The sequence below is a fragment of the Croceitalea sp. MTPC5 genome, assembly GCF_036985505.1.
GTDB lineage: Bacteria > Bacteroidota > Bacteroidia > Flavobacteriales > Flavobacteriaceae > Croceitalea.
Genome location: NZ_BTGQ01000002.1, coordinates 829,646 through 855,679, shown reverse-complemented (window position 1 = coordinate 855,679; position 26,034 = coordinate 829,646). Strand labels below are relative to the sequence as shown.

27 protein-coding genes and 1 tRNA gene are annotated in these 26,034 nt (G+C 40.7%); 16 read left to right on the top strand and 12 right to left on the bottom strand.

Going from position 1 to position 26,034, the window contains the following annotated elements:
* Position 1: 1 nt before the first annotated feature.
* The 3 genes from AACM45_RS08970 to AACM45_RS08960 are packed head-to-tail and all read right to left on the bottom strand — an operon-like array spanning position 2 to position 1,138.
* On the bottom strand, positions 2-415 hold the full coding sequence (locus AACM45_RS08970; RefSeq protein ID WP_339142151.1) for a hypothetical protein: 414 nt from the start codon (positions 413-415) through the stop codon (positions 2-4).
* Positions 416-420: 5 nt separating this feature from the next.
* The gene (locus tag AACM45_RS08965) at positions 421-843 is read right to left on the bottom strand and encodes a (4Fe-4S)-binding protein (RefSeq protein WP_339142149.1); all 423 of its coding nucleotides are present in this window, start codon (positions 841-843) and stop codon (positions 421-423) included.
* 1 nt (position 844) lies between these two features.
* A complete protein-coding gene (locus tag AACM45_RS08960) occupies positions 845-1,138 on the bottom strand; it encodes a GNAT family N-acetyltransferase (protein ID WP_339142148.1) in 294 nt (97 codons plus the stop codon).
* Between the two features lie 93 nt (positions 1,139-1,231).
* On the opposite strand from AACM45_RS08960, the gene AACM45_RS08955 reads away from it, so the two are divergent.
* The 13 genes from AACM45_RS08955 (at position 1,232) to AACM45_RS08895 (ending at position 12,767) form a co-directional block, all read left to right on the top strand.
* Positions 1,232-2,140 (top strand): AraC family transcriptional regulator, encoded by a 909-nt coding sequence (locus tag AACM45_RS08955; RefSeq protein WP_339142146.1) that lies wholly within the window; start codon positions 1,232-1,234, stop codon positions 2,138-2,140.
* Positions 2,141-2,458: 318 nt separating this feature from the next.
* Positions 2,459-3,226, top strand: a complete 768-nt coding sequence (locus AACM45_RS08950; RefSeq protein WP_339142145.1) for an SDR family oxidoreductase — start codon at positions 2,459-2,461, stop codon at positions 3,224-3,226.
* 232 nt (positions 3,227-3,458) lie between these two features.
* Entirely contained in the window at positions 3,459-3,905 is a 447-nt protein-coding gene (locus AACM45_RS08945; protein WP_339142144.1) for a BLUF domain-containing protein, read from the top strand.
* A gap of 96 nt (positions 3,906-4,001) precedes the next feature.
* Positions 4,002-4,565, top strand: a complete 564-nt coding sequence (locus AACM45_RS08940) for a DinB family protein (RefSeq protein ID WP_339142143.1) — start codon at positions 4,002-4,004, stop codon at positions 4,563-4,565.
* Between the two features lie 165 nt (positions 4,566-4,730).
* Entirely contained in the window at positions 4,731-5,486 is a 756-nt protein-coding gene (locus tag AACM45_RS08935) for a DUF6090 family protein (protein WP_339142142.1), read from the top strand.
* A gap of 35 nt (positions 5,487-5,521) precedes the next feature.
* On the top strand, positions 5,522-6,358 hold the full coding sequence (locus AACM45_RS08930) for a dienelactone hydrolase family protein (protein WP_339142141.1): 837 nt from the start codon (positions 5,522-5,524) through the stop codon (positions 6,356-6,358).
* A 148-nt stretch (positions 6,359-6,506) separates the two neighbouring features.
* Complete coding sequence (locus AACM45_RS08925) at positions 6,507-6,974, top strand: hypothetical protein (protein WP_339142140.1); 468 nt, start codon at positions 6,507-6,509, stop codon at positions 6,972-6,974.
* 552 nt (positions 6,975-7,526) lie between these two features.
* Positions 7,527-7,694, top strand: a complete 168-nt coding sequence (locus AACM45_RS08920) for a hypothetical protein (protein ID WP_339142139.1) — start codon at positions 7,527-7,529, stop codon at positions 7,692-7,694.
* A 47-nt stretch (positions 7,695-7,741) separates the two neighbouring features.
* Positions 7,742-7,814, top strand: a tRNA-Ala gene (locus tag AACM45_RS08915).
* A 534-nt stretch (positions 7,815-8,348) separates the two neighbouring features.
* A complete protein-coding gene (locus AACM45_RS08910) occupies positions 8,349-8,681 on the top strand; it encodes a single-stranded DNA-binding protein (protein WP_339142138.1) in 333 nt (110 codons plus the stop codon).
* A gap of 450 nt (positions 8,682-9,131) precedes the next feature.
* Complete coding sequence (locus tag AACM45_RS08905) at positions 9,132-9,488, top strand: GIY-YIG nuclease family protein (protein ID WP_339142137.1); 357 nt, start codon at positions 9,132-9,134, stop codon at positions 9,486-9,488.
* A gap of 436 nt (positions 9,489-9,924) precedes the next feature.
* Positions 9,925-12,000: a DNA helicase RecQ gene (gene recQ, locus AACM45_RS08900; protein WP_339142136.1), complete on the top strand. Its 2,076-nt coding sequence runs from the start codon at positions 9,925-9,927 to the stop codon at positions 11,998-12,000.
* Positions 12,001-12,404: 404 nt separating this feature from the next.
* Positions 12,405-12,767: a hypothetical protein gene (locus AACM45_RS08895; RefSeq protein WP_339142135.1), complete on the top strand. Its 363-nt coding sequence runs from the start codon at positions 12,405-12,407 to the stop codon at positions 12,765-12,767.
* A gap of 17 nt (positions 12,768-12,784) precedes the next feature.
* On the opposite strand, the gene AACM45_RS08890 is transcribed toward AACM45_RS08895, so the two are convergent.
* The 7 genes from AACM45_RS08890 to metG form a co-directional block, all read right to left on the bottom strand.
* The gene (locus AACM45_RS08890; protein WP_339142134.1) at positions 12,785-12,946 is read right to left on the bottom strand and encodes a hypothetical protein; all 162 of its coding nucleotides are present in this window, start codon (positions 12,944-12,946) and stop codon (positions 12,785-12,787) included.
* 65 nt (positions 12,947-13,011) lie between these two features.
* Positions 13,012-13,533 carry a ferritin gene (locus AACM45_RS08885; protein WP_339142132.1) on the bottom strand — a complete coding sequence of 174 codons (522 nt, stop codon included), beginning with the start codon at positions 13,531-13,533 and terminating at the stop codon, positions 13,012-13,014.
* Positions 13,534-13,603: 70 nt separating this feature from the next.
* On the bottom strand, positions 13,604-14,440 hold the full coding sequence (locus tag AACM45_RS08880; RefSeq protein ID WP_339142130.1) for a phosphatase PAP2 family protein: 837 nt from the start codon (positions 14,438-14,440) through the stop codon (positions 13,604-13,606).
* A gap of 49 nt (positions 14,441-14,489) precedes the next feature.
* Positions 14,490-15,392, bottom strand: coding sequence for a histone deacetylase family protein (locus tag AACM45_RS08875; protein ID WP_339142129.1), 903 nt, complete (start codon positions 15,390-15,392; stop codon positions 14,490-14,492).
* 10 nt (positions 15,393-15,402) lie between these two features.
* On the bottom strand, positions 15,403-17,529 hold the full coding sequence (locus tag AACM45_RS08870; protein ID WP_339142127.1) for a Tex family protein: 2,127 nt from the start codon (positions 17,527-17,529) through the stop codon (positions 15,403-15,405).
* Between the two features lie 54 nt (positions 17,530-17,583).
* A complete protein-coding gene (locus AACM45_RS08865) occupies positions 17,584-19,038 on the bottom strand; it encodes a hypothetical protein (RefSeq protein ID WP_339142125.1) in 1,455 nt (484 codons plus the stop codon).
* 5 nt (positions 19,039-19,043) lie between these two features.
* A complete protein-coding gene (metG, locus tag AACM45_RS08860) occupies positions 19,044-21,125 on the bottom strand; it encodes a methionine--tRNA ligase (RefSeq protein WP_339142123.1) in 2,082 nt (693 codons plus the stop codon).
* 182 nt (positions 21,126-21,307) lie between these two features.
* On the opposite strand from metG, the gene AACM45_RS08855 reads away from it, so the two are divergent.
* Positions 21,308-21,481: a hypothetical protein gene (locus tag AACM45_RS08855; protein WP_339142122.1), complete on the top strand. Its 174-nt coding sequence runs from the start codon at positions 21,308-21,310 to the stop codon at positions 21,479-21,481.
* A gap of 82 nt (positions 21,482-21,563) precedes the next feature.
* On the opposite strand, the gene AACM45_RS08850 is transcribed toward AACM45_RS08855, so the two are convergent.
* Together AACM45_RS08850 and AACM45_RS08845 are read right to left on the bottom strand one after the other, a co-directional pair.
* Positions 21,564-23,282: a DUF1501 domain-containing protein gene (locus AACM45_RS08850; RefSeq protein WP_339142121.1), complete on the bottom strand. Its 1,719-nt coding sequence runs from the start codon at positions 23,280-23,282 to the stop codon at positions 21,564-21,566.
* 11 nt (positions 23,283-23,293) lie between these two features.
* Positions 23,294-24,778 carry a DUF1800 domain-containing protein gene (locus AACM45_RS08845; RefSeq protein WP_339142119.1) on the bottom strand — a complete coding sequence of 495 codons (1,485 nt, stop codon included), beginning with the start codon at positions 24,776-24,778 and terminating at the stop codon, positions 23,294-23,296.
* A gap of 165 nt (positions 24,779-24,943) precedes the next feature.
* On the opposite strand from AACM45_RS08845, the gene AACM45_RS08840 reads away from it, so the two are divergent.
* Positions 24,944-25,303 (top strand): YraN family protein, encoded by a 360-nt coding sequence (locus AACM45_RS08840; RefSeq protein ID WP_339142117.1) that lies wholly within the window; start codon positions 24,944-24,946, stop codon positions 25,301-25,303.
* Between the two features lie 52 nt (positions 25,304-25,355).
* Positions 25,356-26,015, top strand: coding sequence for an aspartate kinase (locus AACM45_RS08835; protein WP_339142116.1), 660 nt, complete (start codon positions 25,356-25,358; stop codon positions 26,013-26,015).
* Positions 26,016-26,034 lie beyond the last annotated feature (19 nt).

Sequence of the window (26,034 nt, the reverse complement as noted above, 5' to 3'; positions counted from 1 at the left end):
TTTAATCAAAGGGTAGCAAATCTGGGGCCAAGAATTTGGTTTTAGCGACTTGCGAATTGTAAATATCAAAACCATAATGTGCTGCCATCAGCTCTTTAAACCGTGTTTTCAATCGAGGAAATTCTTTCATGAAATCACGAAAGTTGCTGGAACTGGATTTTTTGAGAAAGTGATGTACCGCTTTTATGGCTGCTGTGGTCAAAGTCATATTGAACTTGTTTGGCGCCCCGTTTTTGTTGGCAAATGCAGTAATCTGTTGCGTCAGGTTTTTTATGGCTTTCTCCTCCCCATATTTTTTAAGATGTATCCAAGCCAATCGCAAATGTGCTTCATGGCAAAAAAGCTTCGGACTTAGCTCTCGATTTTCAAACTGCAGTTCAAGCTCATGGTCGTTTAAAGAAAAATGGGTTTGCATGGTAGTTAATCTTTGAATCCATTGCTTTTGTGGGTGCCATCACAATACGGTTTATTTTCTGATGCACCACACCTACAGAAAGCGGTTGAACGTTGTTTGTCTTCAACGGTGCCGTTTGCTAAAATAACCTTTAAATTTCCTTTGACCAATAACGGTCCGTTTTCAACTACGGTACATTCCGTTTTAGAATCTTGGTCTACAATTCTTTCTCCTTTTATATGATAGCTCAACGCCCCCGAAGGACATTTTGAGATTTGTGATTTCAACGCATCGATACTGGCGTTTTCAGGTTTGATCCAAGGTTTTCCTTTAGGGTCATAGACTTCGGGCAAGGTCTTCCAACAGATTTCAGCATGGATGCATTTTTTGGGTTTCCAAATAACCGTGAAATCCCCTTTCGTATATTCCTTTATGATTTCTTTTTCCATATCACGCAATATTAATGCCCTTTAAAACCAATGACTTCCATTTAGGATGTCTTTTAATGTACATGGCAACGAACGGACACATGGGCACCAAGGTCAACTCTTTTTCCTCAACGTCTTCTAAAACCTGCCTGACCAATGCGGTGCCTATACCCTTACCTTCTAAAGCCTGTGGCACCTCGGTATGGGTCAAATAGATTTTGTCCTTGGTCTTGATGTATTCTATTTTGGGAACAAGACCGTCAATATGGAACTCATATCGTTTCGCTTCGGTATTGTCGATAAGTTGATGCGTCATAATTTTAAATTAGGTATTTTTAAAAGTAGGAAATTTCTAGGGGATATTTAACCCGGTGCATGATGATTTTAGAATTCAGTAAAAGGATTGCTTATGGCCCAAAAAAATAGCGTACGTTCTTATGATAAGTTGGCCGATCTTTATGAAGGGGAGCAAGTAGGCAACCGTTTTGAGCAAGATTCCAATTTCACTATTCACCGTATGCAAGAGGTTCATGACCGACCGGTGACCTCTCCGGTATTTCGCGCGAATTATTACTCTTTTGTGTTGGTCAAAGAGGGTAAAAGTTTTTATACCATCGATGACAGAAAATATGAAACACGACCTGGTACATTATACTTTACGAATCCTGGGCATTTGAAATCATTTGGTATTGAAGAGGTGGTCCACGGATTTTTGATTACTACGATAGAGCAATATCTAAAAAAGTATGTCCACCAAGACGTATTTAAGGAGTTTTCCTTTTTATTGACCGAAACCGTTCCACCTTGTTATCTTGATGCCACCAGTTTCAATGAATTACATGGCCTGGCAGAACAGTTGTTTGGTGAACAGCAAAAACAATCCCCTTTAAAAGACAATATCATAAGTTCCCTTTTCGTGGTATTCTTACTTAAGGTCAAAGCGTATTTAATGGCCGATACATCTTTCAAAATAGCCTATGACCGTGACAGCGAGATCGCCAATAAATTCAAAAAAGACCTGGAAGCCATTTTCCGGGAAGGAAAACCAAGCCCCCAAAATCTTCAGGTAGCTTTCTTTGCAGAACAACAGGGGCTGAATGCCAGCTATTTTTCAACCGTTATCAAAGTCAAAACCGGTAAATCAGCGAATAAATATATTCAAGAGAAGTTGTTGGTTGAGGCCAAAGCATTACTGACCGGTTCAATATTGCCCATAAAAGCTATTGCTTACCGTTTGGGATATACCGAACCTACCCATTTTTCAAAATTTTTCAAACGCATGACGGGAAAATCACCGAATCAGTTCAGAAAATCATAGTCTTTTGAAGCTCAGTAAGTAGTTGTTCCATTGAATGTTATCACTTTATAATCAATGTCAGGTTGAGCGCAGTCGAAACCTAGTCGTAGATAGAAAAATGGTTTGGACCGAACTCTAACACATCATCTCAACTCTTTTAATCGGTACTATTCAATAGCCAAAAACCGTTTCAAAGTGTATTGGTGAGCTGCCTTTTGACATCTTTTTTCCGATTATCTATAAAATGTGCCCTTTTTTCTAAAATCGGTGCCTTTATCAGCGTAGTCCGTAAGATGATATTTGTACCAGAATTAATTATAAACCTTTAAAACAAATATCATGAAAAATTTAAACAACAAAATTGCATTGGTAACCGGAAGCAGTAGGGGATTAGGTAAGGAAATGGCCTTGAGAATGGCAGCACAAGGTGCCCGTATACTGGTAACCTATAACTCAAACGAAGCGCAGGCCTTACAAACCGTTGCTGAGATAGAGGCTTTGGGAAGTGTGGCCAAAGCATTTCAATTGAATGTAGGTGATGTCACGACCTTTGATGGTTTTTTTATGGAACTCACCGACTTCTTGAATAAGGAATGGCAGACATCAAAAATCGATATTCTGGTGAACAATGCGGGAATCATTGCCAATTCTCCAGTATCTGAAACTTCATTGGAGACTTTTGATAGTTTGATGCAAATACAATTAAAAGGCCCTTTCTTTATTACCCAAAAAGCGCTAGAGGTGATGAACGACGGGGGAAGGGTGATCAATATCTCTACCGGGCTGGCCCGTTTCAGTATTCCAGGCTATGGGGCTTACGCCGCCATGAAATCAGGTATTGAGGCCTATACCCGCTATCTGGCAAAAGAGCTGGGCAGTAGGCAGATTACGGCAAATGTCGTTGCTCCTGGGGCAATCAATACCGATATGAACAAAACGGCTTTGGAGAAAAATCCCCAAATGGAGCAGATGTTGGCTTCGGTAACTGCTTTAGGTCGAGTAGGGGTCGCAGAAGATATTGGTGGGGTGGTCGCCTTTTTGGCCAGTGAAGATGCACGATGGATCAATGGCCAACGAATTGAAGCTTCTGGCGGAATGTTTCTATAAATTGAACTTTAAGGTTCTCAAGGCCCGTACATCATAAGAATGTGCGGGCTTTTATCATTATATGGGGCCTAGGTAACTGAAAATCCGATAGGTTATCCGCTTTCTTATACGTCGGATAATTTGTATATTTAGAAGCCTTTGATATAGGCTCTTGTAATACGGGCCTAATACCGCTACCCCGGTGCTATACTTTTGAGTTAAAGTTAGTTGGTAACCTTTAAATAGATCAACCATGTTTTGTCTCGTTTACAAATCTGTAGCAAGTCCTGCATTTGACAAAGCAGCTATTTGTGAAATGCTCGAAAAAGCAAAGAAATCCAATAAGAAGAAGAATATTACAGGTTGTCTCATCTATTATCAAGGGGAGTTTTTACAGTATTTGGAAGGTAGGCAGGTATCGGTATTGGGGTTGTACGATAAAATTAAGTTGGATGACCGCCATCATGATGTTGAATTGATATCCCATAGCCATGTTGAAGAACGTGAATTCGAAAATTGGGATATGGCCTATGAAGATTTTTTTGGCGATAACGACCAATTGCAATTCTTAAGACTATTGGTCAGTTCTTATCTGGAATCTCCACAAAAGGCGATGGACCCCAACCCAACATCGGGTCATTTTTGGAGAACTGCAAAACGATTGTTACGGGCCAATACATCAGAACCTTATCGTGATTGAACCAACCTGTCCTTTTATTGTCCACTCTCGAATTGAAATAATGCTTAAGATATCAAAACAATCAATTTTCACCTCTCATTTTAAATACACAATCTTATGAAGACCCTAAAGAGGAAAATCACCGTATTACTTTTATGCCTTTCACTTTCATGGGTGAATGCCCAATACGAAATGAAACCGGTTGAGGGGTATTCCCCGCAAATAGGATTGATGGTCTATATGTTGGAGGATTTAAAGAGCAGGATTACCGAGCAAGTAAAGGACCTGGACCAATCACAGACTGATTTTATGTATGACGAAGATGCAAATAGTATCGGGGCGCTTATCATGCACCTGGTATCAACCGAAGCATATTACCAAATAGAGACCTTATCAGAGCTTCAGTGGACAGCCGAAGAGCAAGAACGATGGGGAATAGGTGGTAGTCTGAATGAAGCATCCAAAAAGAAACTTAAGGGGAAACCGATACAATACTATCTGGGTTTATGGGACGAGGTTCGCGAAAAAACGTTGGCAGGGCTGAAAACGAAGGACGATGCCTGGTTTGCATCTAACCTCGATGAAGCGTTCAACTATCATTGGGTGTGGTACCATGTAATGGAACATTCGGCAAATCATATGGGTCAAATAGGCACGGTCAAGAATAGGTTGCCAGAGTAGCTCCGCTTTTACCAATGCTATTCCATGCATAGCTTTTAATTGGATTCGTTACCGATAACAATTTTGGCCATTACCAAAAAGGCTTTCTATAGCATGCTTTTATTTTACTGCCGTAATGAACTATCTTTAGGCTGTTTCATTTTAGTATAATTCTTCGCTTGCCCTATGACCAAAGTCTTTAAAAAAATTCGACAAGGTTTGCTTCATGAAAATAAGTTCAGCAAATACCTTCTTTATGCCATTGGGGAAATCGTGTTGGTCGTTATCGGGATTTTATTGGCCTTACAGATCAATAATTGGAATGAGACCACAAAACGAAATGCTGAAGAAGCAAAGTTGCTTATTGCACTTATCGAAGATTTTAAAGAGAATAAAGATAGAATCAAGGAAGCCATACGAAAAGAAGAGGATGTTATTCAGACCAGTAGGTCTTTGATCCAAGCCATGCAATCGAAAAACACCATCCATAAAGATTCGATTCGATTTTGGGTCGCCTCAGGGGCGAAATCGTGGTGGAGGGCTGAATTTGTGACCGGCACCTATGATGCCATTGTCAGTTCGGGTAAGATAGCGATTTTGAAGAACGAGAATTTAAAGCGGCTTCTTTCGCAATTTACCGCCGATATCAATGCCGGGTTTGAGGATCATAACGAATCAATGAGCTATCTAATTGAAATGAACAAGATATCTGCCGATGTTACCCCAGCTTTGATTCATGATGTTGAGCTAGAAAAGCTGGGCATAACTTCAACCGATAACGACTTTGGCCGGTCTATTGAAAAGCTCATAAATAACGACGTATATCTCGGCTTGCTGATTTCAAAAACTTGGTTGGAGACCCTTCGAATCGACTATCAACAAAAACTGCAAGGGTATATTGATGAGATCATTGCGATTTGTGAATCAGAGTTGACCAAATGATTGCTTATCTTTAAATAGACCTAAATACTACTTCAATGAAAAAATTTCCTATTCTAGTTCTTATTGCAGCGTTGATTGGCCTGGCATCCTGTAAATCAAAAACAGAAAAAAACACTGAATCGGAGAATATATTGGAAAGTCTTCCCGTAAAGGTAAAAGGGGAAGAGGTCACCTATGCTACGGATTCGACCAATCTCAAGGGTTATATCGCCTATGATGCAAATGCCGATGCCAAACGACCAGGTGTTTTGATCGTACATGAATGGTGGGGGCATAATGATTACGTCCGTCAACGGGCCGATATGCTCGCTGAGCTCGGGTACACCGCATTGGCCGTAGACATGTACGGTGACGGTAAACAAGCCGATCATCCTGACGATGCCGGAAAGTTTGCCATGAGCGTAATGGGCAACCTACCCGAAGCCACGGCCCGTTTTAATGCAGCTATGGCCCTATTAAAATCGCATGTTGCCGTAAATGGAGAACAAATTGCGGCGATAGGGTATTGTTTTGGGGGCAGTGTGGTGTTGACCATGGCCAATTCAGGGGCTGATTTAGATGCCGTTGCGGCATTTCACAGTGGGGTACAGCTCCCCGTAATGCCCAATGATCAACTTAAGGCCAAGGTTTTGGTATGCAATGGTGCAGATGACCCTTTTATAAGTCCGGAATCCATTACAGCCTTTAAAACAGCTATGGATTCTATCAATGCGGATTATAACTACGTGGCCTATCCTGGGGTAAAACACAGCTTTACCAGTAAAGAGGCCGATGCCAATGGGGAGAAATTCGGCTTGCCTTTGGCCTATGACGCTGATGCTGATAAAAAGTCCTGGGCGAGTTTACAAGAACTATTGGCAGAAGCATTTTAAACAGGGCCATTTTCTTTTAACTCTGGGTTGACAAAGAAATTGTAGAAATGCCTTTTGTATGTTATCTGTATATAAAAGGGACATGATTGAATTTTTTATATCTTGTAGGTTCTCCCCCTCTTTTTAAGTTTAATCAAATTTTTCAATTATGACCACAGCAGAGAATGCAAAGAAGTCATGGGTGTGGCTTATCGCATCCGTAATCGTTTCAACTATTGTAGCAACACTAGCGGTACAACAATTCTTGGATAATAAAATAGAAGGAAAAATTAAAAGCCATGAAAGTTCAAATCATCAAATAAGCAATCTGCTAAGCAAAGTTCATGTTAGTGTTAACAAAGAAAGTACCCAAGGAACAAAAGCAACCTGCCAATGTCCACCTGGAATGGTTGCAATCAGCGGAGGATTTGAACTAAATGGATTAAGCGAAGGCGAAGGCCTTGGCCCCGGAAATAATATTGTTCTAAAAAAGAATGGTCCGGAAACTGGGAACAATCCTGCTACAGCATGGGAAGTTGAAGTACAGCGTATTGTTGAAGAAGATACTAGACCTTATGATATAACCGCATATGCCATTTGCACAACAGTTACTAAAAATTCAGTTTCCCTTGAATAAACCTTCCTAAAGACTAGCAAGGTTGACGGCCATAACTCTATCTGTGATTTTACATTTACTTCTATGTATGACTTCATAGCCAAATTACAAAGTGATGTATACGTCAATTTTTACACAGGCATGAATACTTGTATTTTTGGATGGTAATGGAAAAGAAAAACTTATAAAGAGAGAAAAGAGCGCGCCAAAGAGTACGAAAAAAAGATAGCGAAGGGCGCTCTAGTTTCCCAAATTAATAGGGGTTGACCAAAATTCCCAATTCCAAAAAAATTACTTCAAGGCATATCCTACCCAAACTTTTTATCGCTGTCCCAACACTTATATAGTTGCCGAAAGGTTTAGTGTCAAAGCAGCAATGAGAATGCTGAAGCAAAAAAGTGAGCGTGAGAATCTTTCGGATTTCAATAAAAAACTAAAAAAAGGATTGGATTGGAATCCTAAAGAGAATAAGTAATGTTAACAAACGGTTAATAAGTAATTATATGTTATAAGTGGTACAAATACATACTAGTCTTATCTTTAAGCATCAATTGAATCTAATAATACTACCTTATGAAAAAAACGTCCAACAAATTGACAGAAAAGAAAACAATTACCTTGCGCTCTGACATTGTTCAGAAACTCGATGCACAAGCAGAAGAGGAGAATAGAAGCTTTTCAAACATGTTGGAAACAGCGGCATTAACGTATTTAAAACACAATGGAACACTTCAAATGTAAGAACAAAAAGCCCTTCAAAAAAGAAGGGCTTTTAACTTATAAGCTTTGGCATCGTGGCTCGAGTGGCTAGGCGTAGGACTTGCAAATCTGACTACCTCGGTTCGAATCCGAGCGATGCCTCAATCAAGGACAGTTAATAACTGTCCTTTTTTGTTTTAGTGCAAATAATATACCCAAAATTACGGATGTCAGCAATAAGATCAAAGTATTATTGGATAAAATGAAGTATTTTTAACAATTGAATTGGTATTTTTCCTATATAATGGATTATTTCCAAGAAAATACACCGGTTTCGGCTGTTCAGTCAGGGCTTTACCGTAAGCATTGACAGTGTTCTACGCTCTTTTAAATACAAGAACGCCCTTAGAGGATAACTCCCGTTGCTCTGCAAAGTTTGAACTAGTGGCCTTGTAACCACATTGGCGTTGCTTGATTTAAAAAAAAATGGATAATACCTTCCCGAAAAAAATTTATCTTATCTATTGTAGAGTGATATATAGTTCCCTAAAAAAATTAAATACAAACGACTACAAACGTTTGTAAACGAAAATAAATAATTCCCAACCGAATCGTTTTAGAAGCTGCTTATAGGTTTGTCCTGTCGAATCATGGTGGTTCGATAGTATTAACTGTTAATCCATAAAAATTAGAAAGATGAACGCATTAAAAAACAAAGTACAGTTGATTGGTAACCTAGGGCAAGACCCAGAAGTAGTAAGCTTGGAGAACGGCAACAAATTGGCCAAGTTCTCCATTGCCACAAGTGAAAATTACAAAAACGCCCAAGGCGAGAAAGTGGAAGATGTACAATGGCACAATGTAGTGGCCTGGGGCAAGACCGCAGAGATCGTAGAGAACTATTTGACCAAAGGAAAACAGGTCGCCGTTGAAGGAAAACTGACCCATCGGTCCTATGAGACCAAAGAAGGCGAGAAAAGATACGTCACCGAGGTTCGGTGCAATGAACTGTTGATGTTAGGGAAATAAGCGTATTCAAAGCCTTCGACTGCGCTCAGGATGACAGCACGTAAAACTGTCGACCAGCTCAGTCGAAGGTATTTTTGATATTGGTTTTGTATGGCTATGACATGTCAACTTTTACGCCCTGTATGCAAAGCTGTACTACCAATTGTTTTGTAAAAGGCAAAAACGAAATATCAGTCCGAGCGCAGTCAAAGACGTCGTTGTTTAATACCGTGGCAGTGAAGAAGTCTTTAAAACGATATCCAAAAATCAAATACGGATTATTCTGTAAAAACAGCAACGAGATGTCAGTCTGAGCGCAGTCGAAGACGTTGTTGTTCGAAAATTGATACCGTCATGGTATAAAACCTTTAAAACGATATCCCAAAAGTTAAATGCTGATTGCTCCGCAAAAGACAGCAACGACATGTCAGTCTGAGCAGTCGAAGACCTCTTAAAACAGTAATCCTAAATATGAAAACGTATATCGTTTACATCTTAAAATGCGCCGATAATTCCCTTTACACCGGAATTACCGGAAATTTTGACCAACGTTGGGCACAGCATCAGATGGGTTCTCTGAAAGGGTGCTATACTTTTTCGAGGATTCCGTTACAACTGGTGTACCAAATGATTTTCCATGATGTTGTTCAGGCAATCCTTTTTGAGAAAAAAATTAAGGGGTGGACTAGGGCCAAGAAAATAGCATTGATTAATAATGATTTTGACACCATACAGTTGTTGGCTGAATGTAGAAACCATACGCATGCCAAGTTTAAACCTAAAGGTGTTCCTAAGGCCTTCGACTGCGCTCAGGATGACAGTACGTAAAATAAGGAGTCCGGTTGAGGTTATTGATGATGTTCGTTTTTAGCACGGCGATGATATATAAACTTGTCCGATTCATATTCTAAAGCAACGCGAACTATTTTTTTTATAATATATGGCAACGAGATGTAGGTTTGAGCACAATCGAAAACGTTGTTGTCCGAAACTTGATACTGTTGCAGTATAAAAGTCTTTAAAGATATCCACAAGTTAAGAGCTGATTATTCCCCAAGTGCTTTAATACAGTGTCAGTCTGAGCGCAGTCGAAGAGGTTGTTGTTCGAAAATTGATACCGTCATGCTACAGGAACCTCTAAAACGATATCCCAAAAATCAAATTCGTATTGCTTTGCAAAAAACAACTACCGAATGTCAGTCTGAGCGCAGTCGAAGACCCTTTTGTCAAGTAAAACCCTATTTTTATAACGATGATATCCACTATGGAAAATAAGTTGAATTCACTATTGAAAACCCATTTTGGGTACAGCTCCTTTAAACCCAATCAGCTGGCTATCATTGAAGATGTATTGGCCAAAAAGGATGTGTTGGCCATTATGCCGACCGGAGGCGGAAAATCATTATGTTATCAATTGACCGCCTTGGCCCTAGAAGGGACCGCAATTGTTATTTCGCCCCTAATTGCCTTAATGAAAGATCAAGTTGATGTGTTGCAGGCGAATGGTATTGCCGCTGCCTACTATAACAGTACGCAATCGTCAGAACAACAAGAAGCCATTTTTGACCAGCTTCGAGAGGGAAGGCTAAAGCTTTTTTATGTGGCACCGGAAAGCTTGGGGTTTGTTCAAAATTTATTTGCGCAAATGACCATAAATCTTTTCGCCATCGATGAGGCACATTGTATCTCGTCATGGGGGCATGATTTTAGACCTGCCTATACCCAATTGGGAAATTTAAAGGATAGGTTTCCCGAGGTTCCCGTAATAGCACTTACGGCAACGGCCGACAAAACTACGCAACAAGACATCGTTGAACAACTACATATTCGGAATGCGGCACAACATCTAGCTTCCTTTAACCGGCCAAATTTACATTTAGCGGTGCAGCCGGCCCAAGATCGGATTAAGCATATCTTGGAATTTTTGGAAGGGCGCCCTCATGAAAGCGGTATTATTTATTGTCTAAGCAGAAAAAGTACTGAGGCCATAGCGGAAAAACTGGTAAAGGCGGGCTTTAAGGCCAGCGCATACCATGCCGGAATGTCGGCCGAAAAGCGTCATAAGGCCCAAGAAGATTTTATTACCGACAAGGTTCCGATCGTGGTTGCTACGATTGCTTTTGGTATGGGCATAGACAAGAGTAATGTGCGTTGGGTCATTCACTATAACCTACCAAAAAATATTGAGGGTTACTATCAAGAAATTGGACGCGGCGGTCGTGACGGTCTGCCGGCACATGCGTTACTTTTTTACAGTTTTGGTGATGTGGCACAATTACGACGATTTATTTCACAAAGTGAAAATGCAGAAGTGGAGTATGCCAAACTGGAGCGCATGCAACAATTTGCAGAAGCATTGAGTTGTCGACGAATAGCCCTTTTAAACTATTTTGGCGAACATGTAAACCAGGGTTGTGGCAACTGTGACATCTGTGACCGTCCACCTACTTATTTTGATGCTACCGTGTTGGCGCAGAAAATCTGTTCGGCAGTGGCCCGTTTAAAAGAGAAGGAGCCCATGGGCATGGTAATCGACGTGCTCAGAGGGGCGCAAAATGCCCAAGTCATTGAAAAAGGCTATCAACAAATAAAAACGTACGGTGCCGTGAAGGATGTTTCTTGGCAAGATTTGCAGCAGTATGCCATACAACTACTCAACCAAGGGATTTTTGATATCAATTTTAAAGAAGGCGCCAGATTGGGCTTGACGCCCTTGGCTAAAGAGGTGTTGTTTTCAAACAAAAAGATTCAACTAGCGGTACTGCAAAAAGAGAAGTTTGAAGCAAAGAGAATTACAAAGTCCAAATCAAAGAAATCGGGACTTTTTGAAAAATTACGGTTGCTGCGACATCAAATAGCTACTTCGGAAGGTATACCGGCCTACGTGGTTTTTGGTGATGCCAGTTTAAAGGATATGGAGGCCAAGCTTCCTAAAAACGAGACTGAATTTATGGGGATTTCCGGTGTTGGACAGGCGAAACTTGAAAAATACGCAGCAGTCTTTTTAAAAGAAATTGCATCCTATACGGAGTTCAAAAAAACGAAGGTTGCCACGCACCTTCGCTCGCTTCAATTATTTAAAGAGGGCCTATCCATACAAGATATTGCGGTAACACGAAACCTTTCTGAGAATACCATTTATGGTCATTTGGTAAAGGCCAATGTTGAAGGGAAGCATGTGGACCTACATCAGTTTTTAACGGGAGCGGAATTTGATGAAATCGCGGATGCCAAAGAAGATTTGACGCAGGCGGATAGCTTAAAAAGCTATTTTGAATATTTTGAGGGGAAAATGCCGTACTGGAAGATTAAAATTGGCCTGTATTTATTGGATACCTAACCTGTGGTGCATTATGAAGTTATTGCTTTTGTTCAACGGGTCATTTTGAGTGATTCTTTGAGATACAATGAAAACGAATGTTTCGCAATCCTTTAATGGCCCAAATAGATTTAGACAGCACCATTGGGCTAAGTTTAGGTATATTTTATTATCGATGATTTGAATGGGAAATCTACCGCTTGACCTGACATTTTGATGTAATAGTGAAAAATAAGTAACGTGCTCCTCCCAGTATCCCAATGGAAGAAAAACGTAAAAACACTTCAGTTTATCTTATTTCTTTTTTGGATTGAAGTATTAACAATAACTTAAGGTAAAACGGGTAACATTTAACAACTGAAGTCGTCAAATATTACGTAGTTATTGAAATGAAACGCTATTTATTACATATCTGTTGGTTGGTAATGCTGATTCCTTGCTTAGGGTTTAGTCAAGAAAGTACGACCAATGTTATGCAGGTGTTTTATACTGATTTGGCAAAACGTGATGCCTTGCACGAGCAACAGCTCACCTTTGTAAATTTGGAAGACCAAGAAGATTTTTGGCAAGATCAAAACGACTTTGAAAATTTATTGGGTAAAGAAAACCCCAAGGCCTATCAAGTTTACTTAAAGGGAAAACGAATGGCTTATCGATTACATCAAAAAGAATGTGATGCCAGTTGTGGGCATGGGGAGAACTATGTGAAAAAGGCGGCCTTTTATTCCATTCACGCCCTAGAAACAACGTACGCTTTCAAAACAAAAAAGCCCCAAATCAGGGATTGAGGCTTTATACTATCTCTTTAAGCGACTTTTTGCAATAAGTCGTAACATGGGCAACGTTTACAGCGCTTTTGTTCTCCTTTTTTATACTTTTTGCAGCATTTGGTCTTACAACCTTTTGGAACAAGCTCTTTTAATTTTGCCTTTTTCTTTTTATCCGAATCTTTTTTCTTTTTGCCCATCTTTCATGAAGATTAAGACAAAAATATATTATTTTAAATTAATCTAAATAAGATTAATTGTTAAATTATTCGCCCATGGTTTCAGAAGCGGCGCTCTCAACGGTAAGTTGTTGAATATCCCTATCAAAAAGATACAATCCGCCTTTATCATTGCCGATAAGGTTTATCTTATCCAATACCGTTCTGGCCAAAGCCTCTTCTTCCAATTGTTCGGCCACGTACCATTGCAAAAAGTTATGGGTCGCATAATCTTTTTCCTCAAGGGTTACATGCACCAATTCATTGATGCTCTGCGAAACAAAAACTTCATGGTCATACAATTTTTGTAGCATTTTGGGTAGGGTTCCAAATTCCGTCTCTGGAGCTTTTAGATCCGATACTATCGCATGACCTCCCCGTTCATTGACATACTTGACCAATTTCAACATATGCATTCGTTCTTCATCCGAATGGCCATACATAAAGCCCGCAACCCCTTCCAAACCCTTTACTTCGGCCCATGAGGCCATAGAAAGGTAGGTTTGTGAAGATTCCGCTTCTATTCGTATTTGCTCATTAAGCGCTTTTTCCAATTTTTTTGATAACATACGGATACAATTTTTCAATTGTAAAGGTACGAAATGAAGAAGGTAATATCCTTAAGATGCCTTGTGGTATTTAGAATCGTGCCGTGACACCTACGGTATTGATTCCAAAATTAAGGTTCCAGCTAACCTCTTTTTGTTGGGCATTGTACTTTTCCGCATATTTTTTATCCAAATACCGGTCTATGGATTCGACTGTGGCAATACTTAGGGCATAGGCAAAAATTACGTCACTTAGCCAATGTTGTCCGTCCCAGACCCTTGAAATACCGGGTATGGCCCCAAGAAGATATATGCCCCCCTTCACCCAAGGATTCTTGAATTGCTTACCAATGGCATAGGCGTTTGTGAAGGCCAAAAGGGCATGGCCCGACGGAAAGGAGTGAAAATTTCTATTACTATTGAAAGGGTCAAACGTATCTTTGCCGAGTCCTGCTACCGGTCTGGTCCTGCCGACCACTGATTTTAAGACTTGTTGTAAGAAGCCGGCCGAGGTTGCAGAGGCTACAAGAAGTACGCCCGTTCTCCTTAGTTTTTCATTTTTGGTGATAAGGCCAGCCAAGTAGACTCCACCAGTGGCAAGATAATTATTCTCAGGATTTCCATAGAACTCCCCATACTCCCTAATAAACGAAGGGACGTCCTCTTGCCTATTCCTGAAAAAACGGGACGAATCTTCATCGAAGAGATAGAACAATCCGGTACCACCGGCCACTAAGCCAAATTGGGACCATTGTTTGCCTCCCCAATGTAACGGTCGGGTATACGAATGACCAACAGCTGTAAACATGGTACCCACGTCGTAGGTGAACATTTGCCATCTGGTATCCTGTTTGGGTATGGAATCCAAACTTTGGGAACTTCCTTTAAAGGAAAAAACCAATACAATAAGTAAAAGAAATCTAGACATAAAATAAATAGTCGCGAAAGCTAATAAAAACTTTCAATGGCGATGTGCTTTAAAAGAAAATATCTTGCGCCAATCGAAATGTATTGGCATGGGCTTCTACAATTATCCTTATGTCAGGGGAGTAGCCACCCCCCATACTACATTGCACGGGAATATGAAGATTTTTGCAGGTTTGTAGTACATAACGGTCTCGTTCGTAGCAACCTTCAAGGGTCATCCCTAAAGTACCCAATTTATCCGATTCCAAAATATCGACGCCACACAGGTAGAAGATAAAATCAGGACTTTCTTTTTCAATAAGTTTAGGTAAAATTTCTTTCAAGATGGATAAATAGTGCCCATCATTCGTTCCTTTTTCCAAGGGGATATCCAAATCGGAAGCTTCCTTCTTAAAGGGATAATTGGATGCCCCGTGCATAGAGAACGTAAAAACGGAATCATCACCTTGAAATATTTCTGCGGTACCGTTGCCCTGATGTACATCCAAGTCTACGATCAATATTTTATTGGCAAGCCCTTGCTTCTGTAAATAGCGCGCTGCGATTGCCTGGTCATTAAGCATACAAAATGCCTCACCGCGATTGGAATAGGCATGATGGGTGCCCCCCGCGATATTCATTGCGATGCCATGTGAAAGGGCAAACGTGCAGCATTGCATGGTACCATCGGCAATAATACGTTCACGCTGTACCAGTTCGTTCGATAACGGAAAACCTATTTTTCGGGCAGCACTGGGTTTGAGTTCGAGACCCTTCAACGCATTATAATATGATTCGTCATGTGCTGCAAGAATATGCCGGTCTTCTGGAAAACTGGGTTCGAAAAAGTTTTCTGAACTACACGAGCCCTCGTGTAACAATTGTTGTGGTAACAACTCGTATTTCATCATAGGAAATCGATGCCCCTCGGGTAATGGATGCTTATAGATGGGATGAAAGGCTATTTTGAGCAAGGGATACGTTTTAAGATCGGTGAAGTTTCAATTGTATTCTTTTTCTTGGGATGTCAACATCAAGGACCTTAACAAGAACCTGTTGGTGTAAATTGACATGGGCATTGACATCTTTTACAAATGAGTCGGAAAGGTTTGAAATATGGATCAAACCACTTTCTTTGATTCCGATATCCACAAAACAGCCAAAGTTGGTAATATTATTGACGATACCGGGCAGTAATTGCCCTATCTGCAAGTCATCAATAGTCTTAATGTTTTGGTCGAAGGTAAACACCTTGGCTTTTTCCCTTCTGTCCAACCCAGGTTTTTCCAACTCTTCTATGATATCTTGTAAGGTGGGCAGCCCAATAGTGGTCGTCTTATAATTTTCTAATGGAATACTTTTCAAGATTTCTTTGTTACCTAAGATTTCACCCAATGCCAATCCTTTATCTTTTGCCATTTTTTGTACAATGCCATAGCTCTCTGGGTGAACGGCCGAATCATCAAGTGGGTTTTCACCATCTTTAATGCGAAGAAACCCAGCACCTTGTTCAAAGGCCTTTTCACCTAAGCGTGGTACTTTTTTGATAGCTTCCTTGGTATTGAATGCGCCGTTCTGATTGCGATAACCAACGATATTTTCGGCCAATTTGGACCCAATGCCGGATACATAAGCCAAAAGGGGAACACTTGCGGTATTGATGTTGACCCCAACGGCATTAACGCAGCTTTCGACTACGGTGTCCAACGATGTTTTCAACTTGGTCTGATCCACATCATGTTGGTATTGCCCGACGCCAATAGATTTGGGGTCGATTTTCACCAGCTCGGCCAAGGGGTCGGCCAATCGTCGCCCAATGGAAACCGCACCGCGCACGGTAACATCGTAATTGGGGAATTCGTCCCTTGCAATTTTGGAAGCGGAATAAATGGATGCCCCTGCTTCACTGACAACGAAAACTTCAATGGGATTTTTAAACGCTATTCGTTTTACCAATCGCTCGGTTTCCCTTGAGGCCGTGCCGTTACCAATGGCTATGGCCTCGATTTTATAGGCATCTACCAAAGAACTTATTTTTTTGATGGCCTCTTTTGAGTTGTGCTGTGGTGCGTGTGGGTATATGGTTTCATTGTGTTTTAAATCGCCTTGGGCATCTAGACAGACGATTTTGCAACCTGTTCTAAAACCCGGATCAATGGCCAAGATTCGTTTTTCGCCCAAAGGTGCCCCCAGCAACAATTGTTTTAGGTTTTTCGAGAAGACCTCAATAGCTTCAGTATCCGCTTTTTCCTTTGCTTTTTTCAATAATTCATTCGATAGCGATGGCAATAGCAATCGCTTATAGGCATCGGCAATGGCCAATTCAATATGTGGGGTGCAGGCGTTATTTGATTTTAGTAACCGTCTTTCCATATTTTGGATGGCGCGTTCGTCGTCCAATTCGATTTTAACACGGATAAAACCCTCTTTTTCGGCACGTTGTATCGCTAAGAACCGATGAGAGGGGCAGCGGTTCAAGGGTTCTCCCCAATCAAAATAATCTCTGAACTTTTGGGCCTTTTCATCATTTTCCATGGTTTTGACTGCTTTGGTTGTAATTAGGGCAAAACGGTTCAATTGGTTGCGCAGCTGGTTTCGAATATCGGTACGTTCATTGATCCATTCGGCAATAATGTGCCGGGCTCCTTCAAGGGCATCATCTTCGTTGTCTACCGTATTGTTCAGGTATTTTGAAGCGATAAAATCGATTTCGTCCACTCGTTGGGCCATGATAATTTTGGCCAATGGTTCCAAACCATTTTTACGTGCCGTTTCGGCTTTGGTCTTTTTGCTCTTTTTAAAAGGGAGGTACAAGTCTTCGAGACTGGTCAAGTCTGAACAGTTTTCAAAGCTATTTTTAAGTTCTGGTGTCAGCAAACCTTGCTCGTCAACAGCTTTTATAATGGCTTGCTTTCTTTTTTCCAAGGCCTCAAATTGGGCCTTATATCGTACAATTGCGCCGACGGCTACTTCATCTAAATTGCCGGTCAACTCTTTGCGATAGCGTGAAATAAACGGAATGGTACAATCTTCGTTTAAGAGCTTGACCGTATTTTCAACGGACTTTTCATTTAAGTGGGTGTTCTGAATAATGTATGAAATGAGGTGCATGTATTCAATGTGTTTCAAAGAAGGTTGTTCTCGTACTTGAAAAGTCTTTTTGCACTAAAACCTATAAAACGAATAAACCTTTGAAGTTTTATTAAAATATCCCCAGATAAACGAATCTTCAAGCTTAAAAATAGTCTCGGCTTTTTTACTTCGTATTGCATCGGCAGCTTTTTTTATCCGGTCAAAGGTATTATCAGGAACAATACCTTCAAGATGATTGAAATCTTTATCAAATAAGCATTTAATTCGGGTTGATTTTGTTCTGGTGTACGAATTATAGGCAAAAAAGGTGGGGTTAAAAGCGACGGTCAATCCTCCTACAGCTCCTATCGGGATAGCCCCAAAACCCGGCATCATCATCGGTGCTCCACCAGTTGAAATCATTTTTTTTGAACCAATAGTGATGATATGATCTTCATCGATTTTGTTCACTGCAATACCAATATCCTCTTTAGTAAGTCTTCTTAAAAGTTTTGTTGACTTTTCCATTTCCCGATACTTATTTAAGCCACCGCCTTCTTGTATGATGGGCGTATTTTTAAATGGAATTTCCTCGTCTTTTTTGAGATGTGTTTCTTTTATAATTTCTTTGGTTTCTACATCTAAGACCGAGAACTTCATCTCTTCCGCAGAGGCATTTATGAGATAGATGTTGTTTTCAAAGACAAAAGAATTACTATTGCTAAATTCTGAATTGATTTCAGGTTTTCCATAAGTTGAGGTCGTGTAGGTCAGTTCTGGCAATAAAAAATTAAAAAGATGTGTGAACGAACGATTTTCTATAGATAGCACAAAACCATTTTCCTTGGAATATATCTTTGCCTTAGCACTAACATTTTCGATTGAATTTGGTGCACTATCATCTATTTGTATAAGGTTTAAAAATGAAGAAGTCCTGATGAAATCGCTATTAGGCTGTTGCGACAAAACTTCGTGCAGATTTAGAATCTTTCCAGACTTGCTTTTGAATTTTTCATCAAATACTTCCACGGTAGTTTTTTGTATTTGATTTTGCCCTTGATAGACATAAAAGTTAAGGTCGTTACTCTTCTTTGTCAAGGTAATTAGGTAAAACAGACTACCATGGTTATATCCTTTAAGGTAAATCTCATCCTTTAGTTTAAAATCATATAGTTCTTCGCGCGCGGTTTGGTAGTCAAAATCAAAATGGATACTTCCGAACTTATTATTTTTTCGATTTTTCAAAAATAGGGTAACATCATTTCCTTCTACATTATAACCAATGATTTCGTCATATCTTTTTGGAGGCCTTTCAGAAGAAAAGGTGGTGATCTCCCCTCCTTCAAAATTCATCAATGAGCTTTGAAATCCCTTATTATCGTCGGTGAAGATGGCAAAGGTCTTATCTTCGTCATTTACAACGGTAAAGACGTTCTCGATTACTCTTCCTCCATATTTTGATTTTTTGATACTCAGTTCCGCAAATGGTTCTTGAGCCGATGATAATGTGGCAATTAATAGAGGTAATACTATTTTAAAATACTTCATATCATCTAATTGATTGCAGCTCCATTTTTTATGACGGTCTCCATATTCTTATCCGGGTTCACGAAAACCAATTTGCCCTCGGCATTCTCCGTCATTAAAATCATGCCCTCACTTTCGACCCCACGAAGTTTTCTAGGGGCGAGGTTCACCAAAACGGTCACCTGTTTGCCCACGATTTCTTCAGGTTTAAAGCTTTCAGCAATACCAGAAACAATAGTACGCACATCAAGGCCCGTATCTACTTTTAGCACCAACAGTTTATTGGCTTTAGGCATTTTTTCGGCTTCGACGATAGTGCCTACGCGTATATCCAACTTTGAAAAATCATCAAAGGTGATGGTTTCTTTTTGCGGGGTTGTTTCTTTGTTCATTTGCGCATTCGCTTTTTTTGTAGCTTCCAATTTTGCCAATTGTGTCTCAACTTCTTGGTCTTCGACCTTACGGAACAGTAATTCACTTTTACGGATTACGTGACCACTTGGGAGTAGGGTTTCTTTTTGTGCCACATTGTTCCACGACATCTCGACTGTGCTGGATGTGATGGCGAGTATAGTTTTCAATTTGGCAGCGGTAAACGGTAAGAACGGTTCGCTCAATACTGCCAAGGCAGCCGCAATCTGTAGGGCTACGAACATGACCGTTTTGGTTCGCCCTTCATCAGTTTTTATCAATTTCCATGGTTCTTCGTCTGCCAGGTATTTGTTGCCCAAACGTGCCAAGTTCAATAATTCTTGGCTGGCTTCCCGAAAACGGTAACGTTCTAGGGAATTCGAAATGATCCCAGGGAATTTCTGCATTTGAGACAGCGTTTCTTTATCGACAGCTGTTAGATTGGATGGCAATGGAACTTCCCCATCATAATATTTATGCGTCAATACCGCCACGCGGTTGATAAAATTGCCAAAGATGGCAACCAGTTCATTGTTGTTTCTGGCTTGAAAGTCCTTCCAGGTAAAATCGTTGTCCTTGGTCTCAGGAGCGTTAGCGGTCAAGGTATATCGCAATACATCTTGCATTTCAGGAAAGTCGACCAAATACTCATGAAGCCAAACGGCCCAATTTTTTGAGGTGGATAGCTTGTTTCCCTCTAGATTCAGAAATTCATTGGCAGGAACGTTTTCAGGCAGTATAAATTCGCCATGTGCTTTGAGCATACTGGGGAAAATGATACAATGAAACACAATATTGTCTTTACCGATAAAATGTAGCATTTTGGTGTTTTCCTCTTTCCAATAAGGTTCCCAATCTTTTCCCTCTCGAGCGGCCCACTCTTTGGTGGAGGAAATATATCCGATAGGGGCATCAAACCACACGTATAACACCTTACCTTCCCCACCTTCAACAGGTACCGGTATGCCCCAATCTAAATCACGGGTTACGGCACGGGGTTTTAGACCCTCATCGATCCACGATTTACACTGTCCGTAGACATTGGGTTTCCAATCGTTCTTATGGTCTTCTAAAATCCATTTTTTTAAAAACCCTTCATAGTTGTCCAATGGTAAAAACCAGTGTTTGGTTTTCTTTAGTGTGGGTATGGCACCTGAAATGGTTGACTTCGGATTGATCAAATCGGTAGCGTTCAATGAAGAACCGCAATTCTCACATTGATCCCCGTAGGCTTCCTCATATCCACATCTAGGGCAGGTACCCGTAACAAAACGATCCGCTAAGAACTGCTGTGCCTCTGCATCGAACAATTGCTCATTGGTTTCTTCGATAAAATCACCTTGTGCGTGTAATTTTTTAAAGAACCCAGATGCCGTTTCATGGTGAATCGGAGCCGAAGTACGCGAGTAGTTGTCAAAGGAAATGCCAAAATCTTCAAAAGACCGTTTGATGATACTATGGTATTTATCAATGATATCCTTCGGGGAAACACCTTCTTTTTTTGCTTTCATGGGGATGGCGGCCCCATGCTCGTCGCTACCACAAATAAAAGCTACGTCGTTGCCCTGTAAACGTTGGTATCGCGAATAAATATCGGCTGGTACATATACGCCGGCCAAATGCCCAATATGAATAGGGCCGTTGGTATAGGGCAGGGCTGCCGTTATGGTATATCGTGAAGGCGATTTTTCAGACATGAAATCCATTTTAGGGCTCAAAAATAGGGAATTTCAAACGACCCGATTCCATCAATAAATCAATAGTTATTCGGGTTTTTGATATTTACCCTGTAGGATATCGAAAAATATGGCCTTTAAAGAATAAAACAGTGAAATATAAGTTTTTACTTACAAATTTTAGTAACTAAAACTAGGTTGTTATGAGTGTTGGAAACCCCAAAAAGTTTGATAAGTTTTCGAAAGTTGTATTGGATGTTGAAAAAAAGCCCAAAGAAACAGGTGACGATGTTACCAAAGTTTACAAAGACCCAAAACATGAGTTAAAGAAAGCGTTAAAGTTCAAGACTGACGATGACAAACCCAAACTTGCCTGAAAAATAAAACCTCCGACTAATGCAACCACGAATTGGGGTGGGGGGTTGCACTAACGGAGGCTCTGGATAATGCAAGTATTGCTTACATAATCATGACCGATTTACTCATTCGCTGTTCACCTACCTGAATACGATAAATGTACTTACCTGTAGAAAGACTGCCTCTAACACGTTCTCGTATGTTGATTTCTGCAGATCCCTCTAACATCAGTTCATTGAAGACGGTACCTACATTTTGGCCTAGAATGTTGAAGAGTTGAATGTCAACGTGGGCGCTAAAGGGCATCTCCAAATAAATGTGGGGGTTTCTATCGGTAGGATAGTAGGGTTTATGAATGACCTCATTGGCCAACTCAGCTTCGGGATCCATTGCATCTGGATCGTCCCTAGGCGGGGTATCTGGCAATGTAGGTGGGTCATCGCTATAAGCAATATCATCAAAATCAACACCACTACAATTGAAACCTAGATTTATGGGATTATAGGGGTGGTCCAATAAATGTTGCTCTACTTTGTCAATGGGCACACATAGCCATTCTGCCAAAACAGTTGCATATAAGTCCCTAAAATCCATAGTGTATTCTAAGTTTCCACGCCCGTTGGGCGCTTCCAATGATGGATGTTCGCCGACGAAAGCACTTCCGTCGAGTCCTGAACCAAAAAATAAAGTGGGAGCCGCTTTACCGTGGTCCGTTCCATTTGAGCCATTTTCAAAAATACGTCGTCCGAATTCTGAAAAGGTCATGCTCAATACCTTGTCATCTTGTTGTGTAAAAGCGATATCCTCGTAAAAATTGTTAATGGCAATCGATAAATTCGACATTAAGCGTTCATGGGCTTGGGGCTGGTTGCCATGGGTGTCAAATCCGCCCATCGAAATCATATACACCTTCGTGCCCAAGTTGCCTTTGATCAATCTAGCCAATAAGGCCAATTGCCTTGCAAAACCATTTTGTTGGTATTCGACTTGGTTTTGACCACGTTCGTACGCTTCATGGATCTTGCCCGCATATTCATAAGTGGTATTTGCAACGCCCCTTAAAAAGCGAAGTTGGTAACCATACATACAATCGTCAAATGGGGCATTGGCAATATCATAGAAAAAACCGGTTTCGGCGATTTCCTCCAATTGATCGATATTATTGGTTACGAAAGCATAATTGGTCTCCTCACCTTGAAAAACAAGGTTTGATAAATTTCCGATTTGGATTGCCGCAGGGGCCTCTGGCGGATTTATAAGGTAATCAGGATAGAGGTCTTCGAAATGCCTTCCCATCCAACCGGTATTCAATCCCGTGAAGCCCGTTGAGGTCAAATCGGTGTTGGCATAAATATCCGAACCCGTAAAATGTGATAGGCTCTGACTTTCGTAACCGACACCGTGTACGGCCTTAAATTGGCCTTCACCCCACATCGGTTCTAAAGAATCCATGTAAGTCGGAATTCCGAAATCATCAGTAAGCTTCAATATTTTACTTTCAGGAATGTAAATATTGGGCCTTGCATTTGCATACGTATCGTATTGTTGTATTGGAATGACCGTACTAAGCCCGTCATTACCGCCATTTAAGCGAATCAATATCAAAATATTATCCGTTTCTGAAGCGGCAATTGCCGAGGTCAGCGGTGAGGGTGCAGATGCAGAAAGCAAATTACTTCCCAAAAACATGGAGCCCGAGCCTGCAATTCCTAACGCTTGGATGAAAGATCTTCTGCTCCAGTTTTTGTGTTCTAAATCGTGGCCTTCGTGTTCAAGGCCTTTGTGTGGTGATGTATCGTGAGTATGATGGGTATCGCACATAGTAGTAGGTGTTATTTAAGTTGAAATTCCGGTTCCCTGACAAGGTGTAATAATAATAGGTATACTTGAGATGGGGTGTCGTCAAGCATCATGTTCCAAGTACCGGTTTCGTAAATGTTATTGTCTTCATAAGGCTCTCTAAAAACAGTGATTGCCCTTGTATATTCTGCGTCGGTCAACAATCCCTTAGGGGTGAATTTATCTATAATGGCCCTTGCGACGATGTCGGGATCGTTTGTTGTGGCTCCATTGGCGCCTGTCGCCTGAATGCCCAATTGTCTAAATTGTTCGGTGTTGGCAGCGAAGAACCGCTCTACGAAGACCTCCATGGTCAGCCATCTACCAATAATAAAATTGGTATTGATCCATTGCCTGTCACGTTGCCAACCGGCCACGTCAACGGGGTCAAAAAGATCTTGACCAATTAGGGCAGCTGCGTCGATGGCATTGATTACCGTGCCATCATCATAGGTGAAATTAGTCTCTTTAAGGAAGTTCAGATAAAGGTCGAACGGACTCTTTATTATGACACCGATGGCGGTTTCATCAAAAAAATGCCCGCTTTTGAACAATTCCGCCAGTACCGGGGCAATCTCAAAATTATTGGCCACAAATGTATTGGCCATACCTGCGATGATGGTCTGTGCATTACCGCTATCGTCAGATGAGTCTGGGTGCACAAAGAATTCATACAACTTCATACTGATAAAAGTTGCGATTTGGTCTGCCCTTTGATCAAAAAGAATATCAATGACATCATCATAACCCCAATTACCGGTCTGCCCCATAATGGTCTTGGCATCGGTATCATGACGTTCTGGGTCAAAAGTGATTGCCGTACAACCGACTTCACCGCGGTTTACATAACCGGTAAGTGCCCTGGCCGCCTCAATGATATCTTCTTCAGTATAACCCACACCCTCACCCAAAGTAAACAGTTCGTAAAGCTCTCGGGCATAGTTCTCGTTAGGGCGATTTCTGTTGTTAAAGGCTCCGTCTAGATAACGTAGCATCGCACTGGTCAATCCAATCTCACTGACAAAGGTCTTGAAATTACCAAGTGCATTGCGTTGTAGGCAATTGGCATATTCGAACAAAAAAGAGTTACAATCGTAAACCCCATATTCCGTTACGAAATGATTGCTCCAAAAGAAGCTCATACGGTCCCTAAGGTTGTTGTTCAACAGTGAATTACCATATGCCGTGAACAATTCCTCTCGTTGTGATCGTCTCAATTGTCGGGCAAGGTCGTCATCGGCAGGGTAATTGTCGTTATTCCAAGTCGCCCATTCGGGAGCCGGAATGACCGGTGCGGCCAATGCCTGATTGACCAAATTGTCAACCAATGCAGTTGCTGATTGCCCTACAGCTTGATCTATGGTTTCAACGGAAGCGCTAAAACCTAATCTTCGGTATAAATGGGCAGCCCTGATTTCATCTAGAGGTGTTGTATACGGCGCTAGGGTAGCGGTATTACAATTAATAAAAAGTTCCATAGCAAAATTTGGCTTTTAAAAGTATCATAGTATTTGGGTTCACTATGTGCTTTCGGTAGGTGTGGTTCATTTGAGGTCGTAAATTACAATGTAAACGCGATTTTAGCGATGAACTGCGAAATTTTTCGATGAAATGCACACTATTTTTCATATTTTATCCAATTCATGGGAAAACATAACGAATTTGGGAAGCTTGGAGAACAAAAAGCTGCTGATTTTTTGGTGGAAAACGGATATCGTATACGTGCCACAAATTACAGGTATCAAAAAGCGGAAATCGACATTATCGCCCAAATGGAAAATACATTGGCCATTGTAGAGGTAAAATCAAGGAGTTCAGACTTCATTGGACCCATTGCCGACAGCGTTAACGAGAAGAAAATAAAGCTATTGGTTTCTGCTACAGATCAATATGTAATTGAAAATGATCTGGATGTCGAAGTTCGTTTTGACATTATTACCATTTTAAAGAAAGGGAAACAATTTGAACTGGAGCATTTAGAAAATGCATTCTATCATTTTTAACGATTTGTTTTATTTATAACAATAAGTTAATTTTGTTTCAAATCCACCTGTTATGAAAACCATATCGTCAGTTGTCGAGAGCTATATCAAAAAAAAACCTTTTCTACAAAGTGCTTTGGCCCAGGGAATCATTAATCTCACATCGCTTTCCCGTATTGTAAAGCCCGAGATTGAAGAAGAGCTGGGCAAAGATATTCGCAATGGTGCCATCGTTATGGCCTTAAAACGATTATCGGATGATCTCGAGTTTCGGGCTACCCATAAAATCGTAAAGGTATTAAAGAATATTGGCGAGATAACGGTAAGATCTAATCTCACCGATTATACCTTTTTATCTTCTGAGACGATTTTGGCCAATCAGGCCAAGTTGCTTGAAGAGGTCAATAAGAACCAAGACATCTTTTATACTTCATCACGAGGGGTAAATGAGATAAATATTGTGGTGAGTAATAGTTTAGACCATACCGTTGAAGAATTATTTGCTGGGGAACGTTGTACCCAAAAGGCGGAAAATCTTTCATCCGTAACGGTAAAGCTACCCTCAGAAAACGTATCGGTACCTGGTATCTACTATTTCATCTTTCAACGCTTGGCTTGGGAAGGCATCGTGCTTTATGAGGTTATCTCAACGACAAATGAATTTACTATTTTAGTCAATGACGATCAGGTAGATGTGGCATTCAAGACGATAAAGGACTTGAAGACCCTCTAATAAACTAAAGCCTTTTCTT